We start from the raw sequence: 15525 nt of genomic DNA on the forward strand, positions 1-15525 counted from the left end.
AGAGAATACGCCATGTCCGAAAAACACTGGTCCCAAACCGAACTGTTGCATCAGACGGTGACCAACCCGAATATCATCGTCAAAGGCACCCACAGCTACTACAGCGACTGCTGGGATAGCGGCTTCGAACGCTCGGTGGTGCGCTATCTGCACGGCGACGCGGTCAGCCGCCAATGGCAGCCGCTGGGCGAAATAGATCGCCTGCTGATCGGCGATTATGTGTGCATCGCGGCCGAAGCGGTGATCCTGATGGGCGGTAATCACACCCATCGCATCGACTGGCTGAGCCTGTACCCGTTTATGGCAACCATCAAGCAGGCATACCGTCCCAAAGGTGATACCCGGCTGGGTGACGGCTGCTGGATCGGCATGCGGGCGATGCTGATGCCGGGGATCTCGATAGGCGAGGGGGCGATCGTCGCCGCCGGTAGCGTGGTGGCCGGCGATGTTGCGCCTTATGCCATCGTCGGCGGTAACCCGGCGAGGTTTATCCGTTGGCGGTTCACGCCGGAAGTCATCGCACGGTTGCTTGCCTTGCGCCTCTATGACTTGTCCGAGGTAGACTTTGCGGTGATTCAGCCGTTGCTTGCCGATAGCGATATCGGGGCGCTGGAAAGGGGAATGGCGGCCTTGCGCCGTTAAACACTACGGGCGGGGATCCCCGCCCGTTTCGCGTTATTCGGCCTTGGCCTCGGCCGCCGGTTGGCGGCGTTTGCGCATCAGGCGCAGCAGCGGCGGCAACGCCAACACCGCGACCGCCAATACCAGCAGCGTTTGCGCGATGCTGCTGCTCCACAGAATGCCGAACTCGCCGTTGCTGATCGACAGCGCGCGGCGCAGGTTTTGTTCCAGCATCTCACCCAGCACAAAGCCCAGAATCAGCGGCGACATCGGGAAATGCATTTTCCGCAGAATGTAGCCGAACACGCCCAACCCGACCATCAACAGCAGGTCGAAGGTGGTGCTGTGCACCGCATAAACCCCCACCGCCGAAACCGCGGCGATCGCCGGTACCAGGAACCACAGCGGGATGGTCAGCATGCGGGTGAACAGACCGACCAGCGGCAGGTTCATGATCAACAAAATGACGTTGGCGATCAGCAGCGCGGCGATCAGCCCCCAGACGATATCCGGCTGTTCGGTGAACATCGCCGGGCCGGGGGTGATGTTGTACAGCGTCAGCGCGCCCATCATCACCGCCGTGGTGCCGGAACCCGGCACCCCCAGCGTCAGCATCGGAATGAACGAACCGCAGGCCGAGGCGTTGTTGGCCGCTTCCGGCGCCGCTACGCCGCGGATATCGCCCTTGCCGAAGGTATCGCTGTTGCCGCTGATTTTCTTCTCGGTCATGTAGGTCAGCGCGCTGGCGATAGTGGCGCCGGCGCCCGGCAGAATGCCGACGAAGAAACCGATCACCGACGAACGCAGGGTCGGACCCGCGCACTGCGCCGCCTCTTTGCGGTTGAACAGCAACCGTCCGGTTTTACGCACCAGCTTTTGCCCGGCGCTGGTGCTTTCCAGCATCAACAGGATTTCGCTGACCGAGAACAGGCCGATCACCACCACGATAAACTGCACGCCGTCGGAGAGGTGCACGCTGTCGAAGGTAAAGCGGTAAACGCCGGTGTTGGCGTCGACGCCCACCGTCGCCAGCCCCAGGCCGATCAGCGCCGCCAGCAGCGATTTCAGCGGGTTCTGGCTCATCATGCTGCCGAGGCAGGCGATGGCGAACACCATCAGGGCGAAATATTCCGCCGGGCCGAAGGCCAGCGACCAGCGTGCCAGCAGCGGCGCGAACAGGATGATGCCGCCGATGGCGATCATCGAGCCGACGAACGAGCTGACCGCCGAGATGGACAGCGCCACGCCGGCGCGCCCCTGCTGCGCCATTGGGTAGCCGTCCAGCGCGGTCATGATCGCCGCCGCGTCGCCCGGCACGTTGAGCAGAATCGACGAGATGCGCCCGCCGTATTCGCAGCCGATATACACCGTCGCCAGCAGGATCAGCGCCGATTCGGCCGGCAGTTTGAGGGCGAACGCCAGCGGCAGCAGGATCGCCACGCCGTTGATCGGCCCCAGCCCCGGCAACAGGCCAACGATGGTGCCGACGAAGCAGCCGATCAGGGCGATAATCAGGTTCTGCGGCACCAGCGCCACTTCAAACCCTTGGGTCAAATACATCCAGGTATCCATCATCGCTCCCGTTAGCTCAGCCAGGCGCCGAGCGGCAGTGTGACATCGAGAAGTTGGTCAAAGGCGTAGTACAACGCTGCGCCCATGATGACGCTGGAGATGGCCGCCGCCGGCAGGCTGGCCTGAAACAACAGGCCGATGCTGAACGTCAGCAGCGCGGTCGCCAGCGGGAAGCCGAGCCATTCAAAGCCCCAGCCATACAGCACCAGGGTGATCACCAGCACCAGTAGCCGCTGCAGCACCTTGCTGTGCGGCCACTCCACCGCCTGCGGGCGGCGCAGCAACAGCAGGGCCGCGCACAGCGCCATCAGGCTGAGGATCGCCAGCGGGAACGGGCGCGGCCCCAGCGGTTCATAGCTGTATTCGCTCTGGATGCCCCAGCCGATGAACAGCCCGCCGATACACAGCAGCAGCCAAAAGCCGGCAAAAATACGATCGCTCATGGTTTTCCCCTGCGGTTATTTGGCCAGGCCGAACACTTTCGCCTGCTCACGGTATTGGGCAACCTGGTTCTTCACGTAGGCGTCCAGCTCTTTGCCGGTCAGGTTGAATTCGAACAGGCCGCGCAGATCGCGCTGCTGCTTGAATTCGTCGGTCGCCATCATTTTCTGGAAGGTGTCGATCCACCACTGATACTCTTCATCGCTGACTTTCGGCCCGACGTAGAAGCCGCGAATGATCGGCCACACCAGGCTGTATCCCTGCTCTTTGGCGGTCGGAATGTCGGCCAGCTGGCCCGGCAGACGTTGCTCGGCATACACCGCCAGCACGCGGATCTTGTCGCCCTGCAGGTAAGGCACCATCTCGCTCAGGTCACCGGAAACCGCCTGAATATGGTTGCCCAGCAGCGCGGTGACCGGCTCGCCGCCGCCTTCGAACGCCACGTAGCGCATCTTGCGCGGATCCACGCCGACTTCGCGCGCCAGCAGCGCGGTTTTCATCCAGTCCTGGCTGCCGATGGAGGCGCCGGCGCCGAACACCACGCTGTTGGGATCTTTTTGGAAAGCGTCCATCAGGTCTTTCAGGGTTTTGTAAGGCGAGTCGGCGCGCACTGCGATCATGCCGTAGTCGGTTCCGACCGCCGCCAGCCATCTCACGTCGTCCACGTTGTAGCGGCCGAACTTGCCCTGGGCCAGATTGAGCAGCGAGCCGCCGGAGAAGGCCACCACGGTGCCGAACTCCGCCGGGCGCTGCGCGACGATGGCGTTGTAGGCCACCGCGCCGACGCCGCCGGGCATATAGGTGACGCGCATCGGTTTATCGATGGCCTTGGTATCCTGCAGCGACACCTGAATCAGTTTGCAGGTCAGATCGAAGCCGCCGCCGGGTTTGGCCGGCGCAATGCATTCGGTGCGTTTGGGCGCCTCTGCGGCAAAGGACTGAGAGGCCGCCAGCAACAGGGCGGCGGCGGTAAAGGTTCGGGTCATTATTTTTTTCATTGTGACTTGCCCTCGGTATTGTTCTGGTTGTGAAATCCCGCCGGGTGCGGTTGCAGGATTGTTAAAACAACAACCTTTCATTTACCTTTCAGTGGCCGGAAAAGTTTCCAGTCTGTGATTAGGGTCTCTTGTCGCCAGCGAATGGCGGGTGCGCTACCATAGAAACGAGGGCAAGAACAGGGCGCTAAACCGGCCAAAATCCTGCGTAATATCAGGTTTGCCGCTCTGCTTTTGCGATAAAATCATGATCAGTGAAATGAATAGAGACGCAGTAATATGTTTTCGTTAGGGAAATTGTTTGGTGGCAGGGACAGCGCCAAAGTATGCGCAATTAAACGGTTGCCTGAGGTCTACGCCGAGATGGCGGGAGCAAGCGGGCAGTGTCGTTTGAAGCGCCTGCGCGCCGAGGTTGGCGTGTTTGAGCTGCATTTCGTCAACGCCGACGGCGAGAAGTATGCCTGTCAGATGACCGCCTGCGTGACCGGCATCGATCTGGTGTTTGCCGCCAACAACCGCTCCGTGCTGGTTTCTTCGCCGTTTACCGCCGACAAGCTGCGCCCGGTGCTGGACATTGCCGTTGCCGATAGCCCCATTGCGCTGATCTGACGCCGCCCTGCGATCGCGCTCCATACGCATAATTGTGTGCCAGCTCCCAAAACTGGCGGCGCGGCGCTCTTTTATCCCCTTATTTTCCATGCCATCCTTTGTTATCAGCCTGTTAACGGACGCCGTGTCGGCGCCAGGTTGTTCAGGTAAATCAATGGAATGGGAACATGCGACTGTTATTGGTTGAAGATCACCCCGAGCTGTCTCACTGGTTGCAAAAGGCGCTGACCGGCGCCGGGTTTGCCGTCGACGTCGCCCCGGACGGCGTGGCGGCCGATCATCTGTTGCTCAACGAGCGTTATGCGCTGGCGGTGTTGGATGTGGCGTTGCCGCGTTTGAACGGCCTGGATTTGCTGGCGCGCCTGCGCAAGCGCGGGCAGGATCTGCCGGTGCTGTTGCTGACGGCGCGCACCGACGTGGCCGATCGGGTAAGGGGTCTGAATCTGGGGGCGGACGATTACCTCACCAAGCCGTTCGAATTGGACGAGCTGGAGGCGCGCATTCGGGCGCTGCTGCGCCGCAGCGTCGGCGCCCCGCAGCCGGCGTTGCAGTACGGCGCGTTGACCTACCATGACGAAGGCTATTTTCTGCTGGAGAGCAAGCCGCTGGCGCTGACGCCGCGCGAACTGGCGGTGTTGACCGCGCTGATGCATCGGCGCGGCCGCCCGGTGGCCAAACAACAGCTGTTCGAGCAGGTGTTTACGCTGTCGGACGAGGCCAATCCGGAGAGCATCGAGCTTTACGTACACCGCCTGCGGAAAAAGCTGCAGGGCAGCGACGTGGCGATCGTTACGCTGCGCGGTCTGGGCTACAGCCTGGAGCTCTGCAATGCGGTGGTTTAACGCCCCGCGTTCGCTGTTCTATCAACTGCTGCTGTTTTTTGGCCTGCCGCTGCTGGCGTTGGGCGGTATCTCCATCTACACCCACTATTTCAGCGCCATGAGCGCCGCCACTCTGGCTTACGATCGCACGCTGCTGGCGTCGGCGCGCACCGTGGCGGAGCGACTGGTGGTGCGCGAAGGCAAGCTGGCGGTCGATGTGCCCTATGTGGTGCTCGACAGCTTCGAGCGCAACATGAACGATCAGCTGTATTACGAGGTGATTTCGCCGCAGGGAAAAAGCATCTCGGGCTATGACGATTTGCCGTCGCTGCCGCCCCATATCCCGCGCTCCACGCTCTACCCGGCGCTGGTGCATTTTTACGATGCGGAATACCTCGGCCGGCCAATCCGCGTGGCGGCGCTGTTTCAGCCGGTCAACGAGTCGGGGGTGAGCGGCATGGCGACCATTTTGGTGGCGGAAACCCTGGAGTCGCGCCGTTACCTGGCGCGGCAGATGATGATCGCGGCGCTGCTGAGCCAGGGCACGGTGGTGGTGTTGACCCTGATCCTGGCGTTCGCGCTGCTCAAGCGGGTGTTGAAGCCGATGCGTAAACTCTCCGGCATCATGCTGCGGCGCGATCCGGGCGAGCTGACGCCCTTGCCGCGGGTATTGCCGTGGTCGGAGATGCAGCCGCTGCTGGTGGCGTTCAATCGCTATATCGAACGGCTACGGCTGATGGTGGCGCGTCAGGAACGTTTCAGCGCCGACGCTTCCCACCAGCTGCGCACGCCGCTGGCGGTGTTGAAGACTCAGGTCGGGGTGGCGCTGGCCAGCGATCGGCCGCAGCAGTGGCGCGAAAGCCTGCAGGCGATGAGCGCGACGCTGGACAATACCGTGGCACTGACCGACCGCCTGCTGTATCTCTCACGCCTGAAGGCCAGCGAGCACCAGGCCGAGCGCAAGCTGCAGCCGGTCAACCTGGCGCAGGTGCTGCGCGACGCCTGTTTTTCCCGCTTGCCGCAGGCGCGCAGCAAACAGATCGATCTCGGCTTCGAAGGTGAAGCGGCGTGTCAGGTGGCGGGGGAACCGCTGCTGTTGGCCGAGCTGTGCGCCAACCTGTTGGACAACGCGTTGAAATACACACCGCGTCAGGGCGTGGTCACCGCTCGCCTCACGCAGGAGAAGGCGACGGGGGAAGGCGTGCTGGAGATTGAAGACAGCGGCCCCGGCATCGCCTTGCAGGACAAGGCGCTGGCGCTGCAGCCGTTTCACCGGCTGGACAACGTGGGCGATCAACCGGGCGCCGGCCTGGGGCTGGCGCTGGTGAAGGATATCACCGCCTATCACGGCACCCGCCCGGAGCTGTTGAGCTCCGCCGCGCTGGGCGGCCTGTTGGTGCGGGTGCGTTTCAGGCTGTTGCCTTAAGCCTGTTCTTTGCAGGACTCGACGTCGGCCGCCGGAGCTTTGGCTTTACGCGTCAGCGGCGTGCGCAGCCGCTGCGACAGGATAACGCCCAGCAGGGTAATGCCGCCGCCGATCAGGTGATAACCGTGCAACTGCTCATGCAGGAACAGCACGGCGATAGCGGCGGTAAACACCGGCGCCAGGTTCATGAAGATCGAGGCGGTGTTGGCGCCCAGGCGCATCACGCCCTGGATCCACAGGAACGGGGCGATGATCGAAGCCGGAATGCCGGCGAACAGCACCAGCGGCAGGTTATGGCCGTTCAAGCCGACATCCTGCGCCATCAGGAAATTAGGCAGCAGCAGCAGCACGCCGAACAGGATCTGCACGTACAGCGATTGCCAGTTCGGCAGCGCGATGGCCCAGCGTTTGGTCAACACGCCGTACAGCGCGTAAGAGGCGGTGGCGAGCAGCATCATCAATTCCCCCTTGCCGATACCGTGCTGCAGCAGCACGCCGGGCTGGCCGCCGCTGACCAGCCAGATCAAACCGCCGAAGGAGAGAATACTGCCGAGCAGCACGCCGACGGTCGGCGCAATGCGCAGCAGGACGATGCTGATCAGGATGGTCAGCAGCGGGATCAGCGACACGATGATGCCCATAAACAGCGCGCTGACGCTGTGCGCGGCGTAATAGGCCAGGCTTTGGTACAGCACCATGCCCAGCAAGCCGAGGATCATCAGTTTCCACCAGTTGGCGCGCACCTGCGCCCAATTGCGCAGCACGCCCGGCAGCACGAACGGCGTCAGGGCGATCAGCGCCAGCAGCCAGCGGTAAAGTGAAATGGCCGCCGGATCGATGGCGGTGGCGGAGAGTTTGCTGACGACGGCGTTAATCGACCATATCAGCACGGCCAACAGCGGGAAGAGCATATTCATGATAATTATTCTCAATAACGTCCAACATGCTGGCTAGTCTACGCGTGTCCGGTTTATCATATATAGCGATATCCAGACAAAAATCGGCGTAAACAAGACAAATCACGGGACGAAACCATGCCAGAAATCCGCCATTTCCCTGAGTCGCTGATCCCGGCGCCCAACCCGGTGCAGTTCCGCTGTGAAGAGTTTAACGCGCGCACCGAATTCCAGCCGCACAGCCACACCTGGGGCCAGTTGATGTGGGTCAAAGCCGGGGTGATGGTGCTGCGCATCGGCGGGCAGCGCTTTCTGGCGCCGCCGGAGTTCGTGTTGTGGGCGCCGGCGGGCATCGAACACTCCTGCTACAACCAGCGACTGGCGCAGTGCCGCATGGTGGACATCACGCCGGCGCTGTGCGCCGGCATGCCGGCCGACCCCTGTCTGGTGAGCGTAACGCCCATCTTCCGCGCCATCGCCGAGGATTTCTATGCGCGCAAGCAGTACATTCCGCAGACGGAGGAGGATCTGCGTCTGTGCCAGGTGCTGATCGACCAGCTGCGCCTGTCGCCGCGTCAGCAAACCTATCTGCCGTCATCGGACGACAAATTTTTGGCGCCGGTGCTGGAAGCGCTGGAGCATTGTCCGGCGGACAACACCTCGCTGGCGACGTGGGCGGCGCGGGTCTACACCACCGAGCGCACGCTGTCGCGCCGCTGCCAACAGGATCTGGGCATGTCGTTCAGCGAGTGGCGCCAGCGCCTGCGTTTTCTGCATGCCGTGTCGTTGCTCGAGCAGGGCAAAACCGTGCAGGACGTGGCGTTGGACGTCGGCTACAGCTCCGCGTCGGCCTTTATCGTCATGTTCCAGCAGATCGCCGGCACCACCCCTGAGCGCTTTCGCCGTGCCTGATTCAGTGGCACACTATTTCGCAGACCAATAGCCGTAAACAGTCGGAGAACGCAGTGAAAATTCTGGTTGATGAAAATATGCCGTACGCGGCCGAGCTGTTCAGCCGCCTGGGCGACGTGCAGGCGGTGCCGGGGCGCCCGATCCCGCTTGAGGCGCTGGCGGATGCCGATGCGCTGATGGTGCGTTCGGTCACCAAGGTCAATGAAGCCCTGTTGGCCGGCAGCCGCATTGGCTTTGTCGGCACCGCCACCGCCGGCACCGATCACGTCGATGACGCCTGGCTGCAACGGCAGGGCATCGGGTTTTCCGCCGCGCCGGGCTGCAACGCCATCGCGGTGGTCGAGTATGTGTTCTCCGCCTTGATGCTGCTGGCCGAACGCGACGGCTTCCACCTGCGGGATAAAACCGTCGGCATCGTCGGCGTGGGCAACGTCGGTTCCCGCCTGGACGCGCGCCTCAAAGCGTTGGGCGTGCGCACGCTGCTGTGCGATCCGCCGCGCGCCGATCGCGGCGACGCCGGGGAGTTCTGGCCGTTGGAGAAGCTGGTGGCCGAGGCCGATGTGCTGACCTTCCATACGCCGCTGAATAAATCCGGCCCTTACCATTCGCTGCATCTGGCGGATGCGGAGCTGTTGGCGGCGCTGCCGGACAACCGCATTCTGATCAACGCCTGTCGCGGGCCGGTGGTGGATAACGCCGCGCTGCTGCAGGCGCTGGAAAAGGGCAAAAAGCTGAGCACGGTGCTGGACGTGTGGGAACCGGAGCCGGATCTCGCCTTGCCGCTGCTGGCGCGGGTGGATATCGGCACCGCGCACATCGCCGGGTATACGCTGGAAGGCAAGGCGCGCGGCACCACCCAGGTGTTCGAAGCGTTCAGCCGCCATCTGGGGCAGCCGCAGCAGGTGGCGCTGGCCTCGCTGCTGCCGGTGCCGGAGTTCAGCCAGATCCGCCTCAACGGGCCGCTGGATGAAGCGCGGTTAAAACGATTGATGCACTTGGTGTATGATGTGCGCCGCGATGATGCGCCATTGCGCAAAGTCGCCGGGCAACCGGGCGAATTCGATCGCCTGCGCAAGCACTACCAGGAGCGCCGCGAGTGGTCTTCGCTGGCCGTGCAATGCGATGACAGCGCCAGCGCCGAGCTGCTCGGCAAGCTGGGCTTCAGCGTGGCGTAGGGCGTAAGGTTGTCTTAAGCCAACGCCGCTACAGTGGGCGGTAAAGATTATCGGGCGGTGATTGCACTGCCCGTGTGCTTTTATGAATGAAATACTCTGGAGAAAACCCGATGTCTGACGGCTGGAATATCGCGCTGCTCGGCGCCACTGGCGCGGTAGGTGAAGCGTTGCTGGAATTGTTGCAGGAACGCCAGTTCCCGGTGGGTGAGCTCTATCCTCTGGCAAGCGAACGCAGCGCGGGCGCCAATGTGCGCTTCAACGGCAAGTCTCTTCTGGTGCAAAACGCCGAAGAGTTCGACTGGTCGCAGGCGCAGCTGGCCTTCTTCGTCGCCGGCAGCGACGCTTCCGCGCGCTATGCCGAAGAAGCCGGCAACATGGGCTGCCTGGTGATCGACACCAGCGGCCTGTTCGCCATGGAGCCGGATGTGCCGCTGGTGGTGCCGGGCGTGAACCCGCAGGTGCTGGTGGATTACCGTAACCGCAATATCGTGGCGGTGGCCGACAGCATGGTCAGCCAACTGCTGACGGCGATCAAACCGCTGACCGAACAGGCGGGGCTGTCGCGTCTGCACGTCACCACGCTGATGTCGGTATCGTCGCGCGGCAAGGTGGCGGTGGACGACCTGGCCGGCCAGAGCGCGCGCCTGCTGAACGGCATTCCGGCCGAGGAAGGCGTCTTCGGTAAACAGCTGGCGTTCAACCTGCTGCCGCTTGTCGCCGACGAGCAGGGCAGCGTGCGCGAAGAGCGCCTGATCGTCGATCAGGTGCGCAAGGTGCTGCAGGATGAAGGGCTGCCGATTTCGGTGAGCTGCGTTCAGTCGCCGGTGTTTTATGGCCACGCGCAGGTGGTGCACCTGGAAGCGCTGCGCCCGCTGTCCGCCGAAGAGGCGCGCAGCGAGCTCGAAGAGGTCGAAGACATTCAGCTGAGCGAAGAGGACGATTACCCGACCCAGGTCACCGACGCTTCCGGCAGCGATGCGCTCAGCATCGGTTGCCTGCGTAACGATTACGGCATCCCCGAGCTGCTGCAGTTCTGGACGGTGGCGGACAATGTGCGCTTCGGCGGCGCGTTGATGGCTATCGAAACCGCCGAGCGTCTGGTGCAGGAGCAGATGTACTGATGTCTGAGGTGGTCTCGCCCGCCCAGCCGACGCTGAAGGTAGCGCTGGGCATCGAATATGACGGCAGCCGGTACTACGGCTGGCAGCGGCAGCAAGAAGTGGCCAGCGTGCAGGAACGCCTGGAGCAGGCGTTGAGCAAGGTGGCGGATGCGCCGATTACCGTGCTGTGCGCCGGGCGTACCGACGCCGGGGTGCACGCCACCGGGCAGGTGGTGCATTTCGAAACCACTGCGCGCCGCAAGGACGCCGCCTGGACGATGGGGGTGAATACCCATTTGCCGCCGGATATCGCGGTGCGTTGGGTGAGCCCCGTCGCCGACGATTTTCACGCGCGTTTCAGCGCCACCGCGCGCCGCTACCGCTATATCATTTTCAACCATCGCTACCGGCCGGCGGTGCTGCAGCAGGGGGTAACGCATTTTTATCACCCGCTGGACGCCGATCGCATGCATCGGGCGGCGCAGGCGCTGCTGGGCGAGAACGATTTCACGTCGTTCCGCGCGGTGCAATGCCAGTCGCGCACCCCGTGGCGCTGCGTAAAACACGTTAAGGTTACGCGCTACGGCGAATATATTGTGGTAGATATCAAGGCGAATGCCTTTGTGCATCATATGGTTCGCAACATCGTCGGCAGCCTGATGGAGATCGGCTGTGGCAATCAGGGTGAGAACTGGATGGCCGAGTTGCTGGCGCTGAAGGATCGCAATCTGGCGGCGGCGACGGCGCGAGCCGAGGGGCTGTATCTGGTTGCCGTGGATTACCCTGACCACTTTGGTCTGCCGCGGCCGCCGATGGGGCCGCTGTTTTTGCCCGACGATTAAACGCCGGCACGCCTGAAAGCGTCGCTCCCTTGTGCTTCTGCCGGGTGATTGAAACGCCCGGCATCAATGAGAGAATTTATGGACATCATCAAGTTTATTATTGATTTCATTCTGCATATTGATGTGCACTTGGCAGAACTGGTCGCACAATACGGCATGTGGGTCTACGCTATTCTGTTCCTGATCCTGTTTTGTGAAACCGGTCTGGTGGTGACGCCGTTCCTGCCGGGGGATTCTTTGCTGTTCGTCGCCGGCGCGCTGGCGGCGTTGCCGACCAACGATCTGAACGTGCACACCATGGTGGCGTTGATGGCCGTGGCGGCGATCATCGGCGATGCGGTGAACTACACTATCGGGCGGTTGTTCGGCGAGAAGCTGTTCAGCAACCCGAATTCGAAAATCTTCCGCCGCAGCTACCTGGATAAAACGCATCAGTTTTATGAGAAGCACGGCGGGAAAACGATTATTCTGGCGCGATTCGTGCCGATCGTGCGTACTTTTGCGCCGTTCGTCGCCGGCATGGGGCATATGTCCTATCGCCACTTCGCCGCCTACAACGTGATTGGCGCACTGGTTTGGGTGCTGCTCTTCACTTATGCTGGCTACCTGTTCGGCGATCTGCCGGTGGTGCAGGAGAACCTGAAACTGTTGATCGTCGGGATCATCATCGTTTCGATTCTGCCGGGCGTGATTGAAATTTGGCGCCACAAGCGCGCGGCCGCCCGCCAGCAAAAACAGTAAAAACATCGCTTAACCTGTCGGTTCGACCAGTTTTTTGTCCACAGCGTCGGGCCGATATGGTTTAATGAGCGACATTATGGTCTGTTCCTGCGAACAACCCTGAAGCCGATGCCTCAGTCGCCGCGCTTGCCGCGCCGCGAACGGGCATTTTTTCATTGGGGTGTTTTCGGGGGGATTGTTAAAGCATGAACAGCGGACTGGCGTGTGCCAGGTTCAAACAGAAAGGTCATCGATGAGCTGGATTGAACGAATTCTTAACAAGAGCAATATCACACAAACCCGTAAGGCGAGCATTCCTGAAGGGGTCTGGACTAAATGCGACAGCTGCGGCCAGGTTCTCTACCGCGCCGAGCTGGAGCGGAATCTGGAAGTGTGCCCGAAGTGCGACCATCACATGCGTATGGGCGCGCGCGCGCGTCTGCATACCCTGCTGGATGAAGGCAGCGAAGTGGAGCTGGGCAGCGATCTGGAGCCGAAGGACGTTCTGAAATTCAAGGATTCCAAGCGCTATAAAGATCGTCTGGTCGCCGCACAGAAAGCGACCGGCGAGAAAGACGCGCTGGTGGTGATGAAGGGCACGCTGTACGGTATGCCGATCGTCGCCGCGTCCTTCGAATTCGCCTTCATCGGCGGCTCGATGTCTTCCGTGGTCGGCGCGCGTTTCGTGCGTGCGGTTGAGCAGGCGCTGGAGGACAACTGTCCGCTGGTGTGCTTCTCCGCCAGCGGCGGCGCGCGTATGCAGGAAGCGCTGATGTCGCTGATGCAGATGGCGAAAACCAGCGCGGCGTTGGCCAAAATGCAGGAGCGCGGCTTGCCGTATATCTCCGTGCTGACCGACCCGACCATGGGCGGTGTCTCCGCCAGCCTGGCGATGCTGGGCGACATCAATATCGCCGAGCCGAAAGCGCTGATCGGTTTTGCCGGCCCGCGCGTTATCGAGCAAACCGTGCGCGAGAAACTGCCACCGGGCTTCCAGCGCAGCGAGTTCCTGATCGAAAAAGGCGCGATCGACATGATCGTTCGCCGTCCGGAAATGCGCCAAACGTTGGCGAGCATTCTGTCCAAGCTGACCAACCAGCCGCAGCCGCATTTCGATGAGGCCGCGCCGGTCATTGAGCCGGAGCAGCAGGCCGACGCCTGAGGCAAAGACAGATCCCGCCCGGGTTCAGCCGCCACTTTGTGGCTAAGTGACGGCTGATGCCCGCTCTCCGCCGGCCGTAGCCTATCCGCTGCGGTTGGCAGGCTGGCGGCAGTCACGAAGCGCATCGCCTTTACCGCGGTGAGGGTGGTGCCCTGATGGATTAATGAACCCAAGTTCAGTGATGGGACTCATGCAAAACCACCAAATTCCCCAAGCCACGTCGCCATTGAGCTCGTGGCTTTATTATCTGGAACGTCTGCACAGCCAGGCGATCGAACTCGGCCTTGAGCGCGTACAGCGCGTCGCGGCGCATCTGGATTTACTGACCCCCGCACCCACGGTGTTCACCGTTGCCGGCACCAACGGCAAAGGCACCACCTGTCGCACCCTTGAAGCTATTCTGCTGGCCGCCGGCCTGCGCGTCGGCGTCTACAGTTCGCCGCATCTGGTGCGCTATACCGAACGCGTGCGCATTCAGGGGGAAGAGCTGAGCGAAGCGGAGCACAGCCGCTCGTTCGCCGCCATTGAAGCCGGCCGCGGCGAAACGTCGCTGACCTATTTCGAATTCGGCACCCTGTCGGCGCTGCAGCTGTTCAAACAGGCGCGGCTCGACGTGGTGATCCTGGAAGTGGGCCTGGGCGGGCGCCTCGACGCCACCAACATCGTCGATCCGAGCGTGGCGGTGATCACCAGCATTGCGCTCGATCACACCGACTGGCTGGGTAACGATCGCGAAAGCATCGGCCGTGAAAAGGCCGGTATTTTTCGCAGCGGCAAACCGGCGGTGGTCGGTGAACCCGACATGCCGGACAGCATTCGCCAGGTTGCCGAAACGCTGGGCGCGCCGCTGTCTCGCCGCGGCGAAGCCTGGCGCTTCAGCGAGCAGGGCGATCGCTGGCAGTGGCAGGGCGGCGACACGCTGCTGACCGATCTGCCGACGCCGAACGTACCGCTGGCCAACGCCGCTACCGCGTTGGCGGCGCTCAACTGTTCTCCGCTGGAAATCGACGAACGCGCGATTTTCACCGGCCTGCAGCAGGCGACGCTGCCGGGGCGCTTCCAGATCGTGCGGCGTGAGCCGACGCTGATCCTCGATGTGGCGCACAATCCGCACGCCGCCGGCTATCTGGCCGGGCGTCTGGCCAAACTGCCGCGCAACGGCGGCAAGGTGCGCGCGGTGGTGGGCATGCTGTCGGATAAGGACATCGCCGGCACGCTGGCCTGCCTCAGCGAGCAGGTGGATGAATGGTACTGCGCGCCGCTCGACGGGCCGCGCGGCGCCAGCGTCGAACAGCTGGCGCAACATCTGACGGAACCGCGCCGCTTTAATGATGTCGAAACTGCCTGGCGGCAGGCTATGCAGGATGCTGATAAACAGGATATTGTGATCGTCTGTGGATCGTTCCACACCGTGGCGCAGGTGATGGCGGCGTCAGACGAGATGCGGGGAGTGTGAGTGGCGAGTAAATTTCAGAACCGACTGGTCGGAACCGTGATTCTGGTGGCGCTGGGGGTGATCATCCTGCCAGGGTTGCTGGACGGTAAAAAGAAGCATTACGAGGATGAATTCGCGGCCATTCCGTTGGTGCCGAAGGCGGGCGACGTCGAAGAGAACGACGTGCTGCCACCGGTGACGCAACCGTTGCCGGCGCAGCCGCCGGAAGGGGCGGGCGCGCTGGTCGAACAGCAGGCGGCCAATGAAGCGGCGGCGCAGCAGGCGGTGCGGCAAGGTGCTCAGCAGCCGGCGCAGGTAGCGCCGCCACCGGTCGAGACGCGTCCTCAGCCGGTGCCGCAGCCCAAGCCGAAACCGGTAGAAACCAAACCGGTGGAAGTGAAACCGAAACCGGCGCCGCAACCGAAACCGGTGGAAGTGAAGCAGGCACCGAAGCCGGAGCCGACGCCGAAACCTGAACCGACGCCGCAGCCGAAACCGGCGGAAGAAAAAGCGCCGGCCGGGCAAGCCTACGTTGTGCAGCTTGGGGCGTTGAAAAATGCCGCCAAGGCGAACGAGATTGTCGCCTCGCTGCGCCTCTCGGGCTATCGCGCCTTTACCGTGCCGTCAACGCCGGTGCAGGGGCAGATCACCCGCATCTACGTCGGCCCGGATGCCTCCAAGCAGAAGCTGCAGGCGGCGCTGCCGTCGCTGAACTCGATCAGCGGGCTGAGCGGGCAGGTGAAGCCGTACGGCCGTTAAACCCCGCAGGGGCGCAGCACGATGCGCCCCTGAATTAAG

The 15525-nt window shown here is 62.6% G+C and carries 16 protein-coding genes; 12 read left to right on the forward strand and 4 right to left on the reverse strand.

From position 1 onward, the window contains the following. Positions 1 to 12 precede the first annotated feature (12 nt). Positions 13 to 642, forward strand: a complete 630-nt coding sequence (locus tag JL05_RS11565) for a CatB-related O-acetyltransferase (RefSeq protein ID WP_033632490.1) — start codon at positions 13 to 15, stop codon at positions 640 to 642. 33 nt (positions 643 to 675) lie between these two features. On the opposite strand, the gene JL05_RS11570 is transcribed toward JL05_RS11565, so the two are convergent. The 3 genes from JL05_RS11570 to JL05_RS11580 are packed head-to-tail and all read right to left on the reverse strand — an operon-like array spanning position 676 to position 3632. Then, on the reverse strand, positions 676 to 2193 hold the full coding sequence (locus JL05_RS11570; protein WP_016926872.1) for a tripartite tricarboxylate transporter permease: 1518 nt from the start codon (positions 2191 to 2193) through the stop codon (positions 676 to 678). An 11-nt stretch (positions 2194 to 2204) separates the two neighbouring features. Further along, on the reverse strand, positions 2205 to 2636 hold the full coding sequence (locus JL05_RS11575) for a tripartite tricarboxylate transporter TctB family protein (protein WP_033632491.1): 432 nt from the start codon (positions 2634 to 2636) through the stop codon (positions 2205 to 2207). Positions 2637 to 2651: 15 nt separating this feature from the next. Further along, positions 2652 to 3632 carry a Bug family tripartite tricarboxylate transporter substrate binding protein gene (locus JL05_RS11580; protein ID WP_015378599.1) on the reverse strand — a complete coding sequence of 327 codons (981 nt, stop codon included), beginning with the start codon at positions 3630 to 3632 and terminating at the stop codon, positions 2652 to 2654. A 360-nt stretch (positions 3633 to 3992) separates the two neighbouring features. Between JL05_RS11580 and JL05_RS11585 the strand changes: the two genes are divergently transcribed. The 3 genes from JL05_RS11585 (at position 3993) to JL05_RS11595 (ending at position 6485) form a co-directional block, all read left to right on the forward strand. Continuing rightward, entirely contained in the window at positions 3993 to 4238 is a 246-nt protein-coding gene (locus JL05_RS11585; RefSeq protein WP_228392535.1) for a hypothetical protein, read from the forward strand. A 167-nt stretch (positions 4239 to 4405) separates the two neighbouring features. Then, the gene (tctD, locus tag JL05_RS11590) at positions 4406 to 5080 is read left to right on the forward strand and encodes a transcriptional regulator TctD (protein WP_004936146.1); all 675 of its coding nucleotides are present in this window, start codon (positions 4406 to 4408) and stop codon (positions 5078 to 5080) included. Beyond that, positions 5067 to 6485 carry a sensor histidine kinase gene (locus tag JL05_RS11595; RefSeq protein ID WP_004936144.1) on the forward strand — a complete coding sequence of 473 codons (1419 nt, stop codon included), beginning with the start codon at positions 5067 to 5069 and terminating at the stop codon, positions 6483 to 6485. Before tctD ends, JL05_RS11595 begins: the two co-directional genes overlap by 14 nt. Here JL05_RS11595 and JL05_RS11600 read toward each other — a convergent pair. Then, positions 6482 to 7402, reverse strand: a complete 921-nt coding sequence (locus JL05_RS11600; protein WP_004936141.1) for a DMT family transporter — start codon at positions 7400 to 7402, stop codon at positions 6482 to 6484. The genes JL05_RS11595 and JL05_RS11600 overlap by 4 nt on opposite strands. Positions 7403 to 7519: 117 nt before the next feature. Here JL05_RS11600 and JL05_RS11605 point away from each other — a divergent pair, with 117 nt between their 5' ends. The 8 genes from JL05_RS11605 to dedD all read left to right on the forward strand — a co-directional run bounded on the left by JL05_RS11605 (position 7520) and on the right by dedD (position 15486). Continuing rightward, on the forward strand, positions 7520 to 8293 hold the full coding sequence (locus tag JL05_RS11605) for an AraC family transcriptional regulator (RefSeq protein ID WP_033632493.1): 774 nt from the start codon (positions 7520 to 7522) through the stop codon (positions 8291 to 8293). A 53-nt stretch (positions 8294 to 8346) separates the two neighbouring features. Then, positions 8347 to 9468, forward strand: a complete 1122-nt coding sequence (gene pdxB / locus JL05_RS11610) for a 4-phosphoerythronate dehydrogenase PdxB (RefSeq protein ID WP_033632494.1) — start codon at positions 8347 to 8349, stop codon at positions 9466 to 9468. A 110-nt stretch (positions 9469 to 9578) separates the two neighbouring features. Continuing rightward, the gene (locus JL05_RS11615) at positions 9579 to 10589 is read left to right on the forward strand and encodes an aspartate-semialdehyde dehydrogenase (protein ID WP_033632496.1); all 1011 of its coding nucleotides are present in this window, start codon (positions 9579 to 9581) and stop codon (positions 10587 to 10589) included. Continuing rightward, positions 10589 to 11410 carry a tRNA pseudouridine(38-40) synthase TruA gene (gene truA / locus JL05_RS11620; protein ID WP_004936132.1) on the forward strand — a complete coding sequence of 274 codons (822 nt, stop codon included), beginning with the start codon at positions 10589 to 10591 and terminating at the stop codon, positions 11408 to 11410. The genes JL05_RS11615 and truA overlap by 1 nt, the downstream gene beginning before the upstream one ends. Before the next feature lie 78 nt (positions 11411 to 11488). Continuing rightward, complete coding sequence (locus tag JL05_RS11625; RefSeq protein WP_004936130.1) at positions 11489 to 12151, forward strand: DedA family protein; 663 nt, start codon at positions 11489 to 11491, stop codon at positions 12149 to 12151. A 232-nt stretch (positions 12152 to 12383) separates the two neighbouring features. Continuing rightward, positions 12384 to 13292 (forward strand): acetyl-CoA carboxylase, carboxyltransferase subunit beta, encoded by a 909-nt coding sequence (accD, locus tag JL05_RS11630; RefSeq protein WP_004936126.1) that lies wholly within the window; start codon positions 12384 to 12386, stop codon positions 13290 to 13292. A gap of 190 nt (positions 13293 to 13482) precedes the next feature. Next, on the forward strand, positions 13483 to 14748 hold the full coding sequence (gene folC / locus JL05_RS11635; protein WP_033632498.1) for a bifunctional tetrahydrofolate synthase/dihydrofolate synthase: 1266 nt from the start codon (positions 13483 to 13485) through the stop codon (positions 14746 to 14748). Continuing rightward, positions 14749 to 15486, forward strand: coding sequence for a cell division protein DedD (dedD, locus tag JL05_RS11640; protein WP_033632499.1), 738 nt, complete (start codon positions 14749 to 14751; stop codon positions 15484 to 15486). Positions 15487 to 15525: the final 39 nt, after the last annotated feature.

The sequence above is a fragment of the Serratia nematodiphila DZ0503SBS1 genome, from assembly GCF_000738675.1.
GTDB lineage: Bacteria > Pseudomonadota > Gammaproteobacteria > Enterobacterales > Enterobacteriaceae > Serratia > Serratia nematodiphila.

Coding starts and splice junctions, on each gene's coding strand:
- truA (WP_004936132.1), top strand. CDS start 10,589: ATGTCTGAGGTGGTCTCGCCCGCCCAGCCGACGCTGAAGGTAGCGCTG.
- JL05_RS11570 (WP_016926872.1), bottom strand. CDS start 2,193: ATGGATACCTGGATGTATTTGACCCAAGGGTTTGAAGTGGCGCTGGTG.
- JL05_RS11605 (WP_033632493.1), top strand. CDS start 7,520: ATGCCAGAAATCCGCCATTTCCCTGAGTCGCTGATCCCGGCGCCCAAC.
- JL05_RS11565 (WP_033632490.1), top strand. CDS start 13: ATGTCCGAAAAACACTGGTCCCAAACCGAACTGTTGCATCAGACGGTG.
- JL05_RS11625 (WP_004936130.1), top strand. CDS start 11,489: ATGGACATCATCAAGTTTATTATTGATTTCATTCTGCATATTGATGTG.
- accD (WP_004936126.1), top strand. CDS start 12,384: ATGAGCTGGATTGAACGAATTCTTAACAAGAGCAATATCACACAAACC.
- JL05_RS11615 (WP_033632496.1), top strand. CDS start 9,579: ATGTCTGACGGCTGGAATATCGCGCTGCTCGGCGCCACTGGCGCGGTA.
- JL05_RS11600 (WP_004936141.1), bottom strand. CDS start 7,402: ATGAATATGCTCTTCCCGCTGTTGGCCGTGCTGATATGGTCGATTAAC.
- tctD (WP_004936146.1), top strand. CDS start 4,406: ATGCGACTGTTATTGGTTGAAGATCACCCCGAGCTGTCTCACTGGTTG.
- JL05_RS11595 (WP_004936144.1), top strand. CDS start 5,067: ATGCGGTGGTTTAACGCCCCGCGTTCGCTGTTCTATCAACTGCTGCTG.
- folC (WP_033632498.1), top strand. CDS start 13,483: ATGCAAAACCACCAAATTCCCCAAGCCACGTCGCCATTGAGCTCGTGG.
- JL05_RS11575 (WP_033632491.1), bottom strand. CDS start 2,636: ATGAGCGATCGTATTTTTGCCGGCTTTTGGCTGCTGCTGTGTATCGGC.
- JL05_RS11585 (WP_228392535.1), top strand. CDS start 3,993: ATGGCGGGAGCAAGCGGGCAGTGTCGTTTGAAGCGCCTGCGCGCCGAG.
- JL05_RS11580 (WP_015378599.1), bottom strand. CDS start 3,632: ATGAAAAAAATAATGACCCGAACCTTTACCGCCGCCGCCCTGTTGCTG.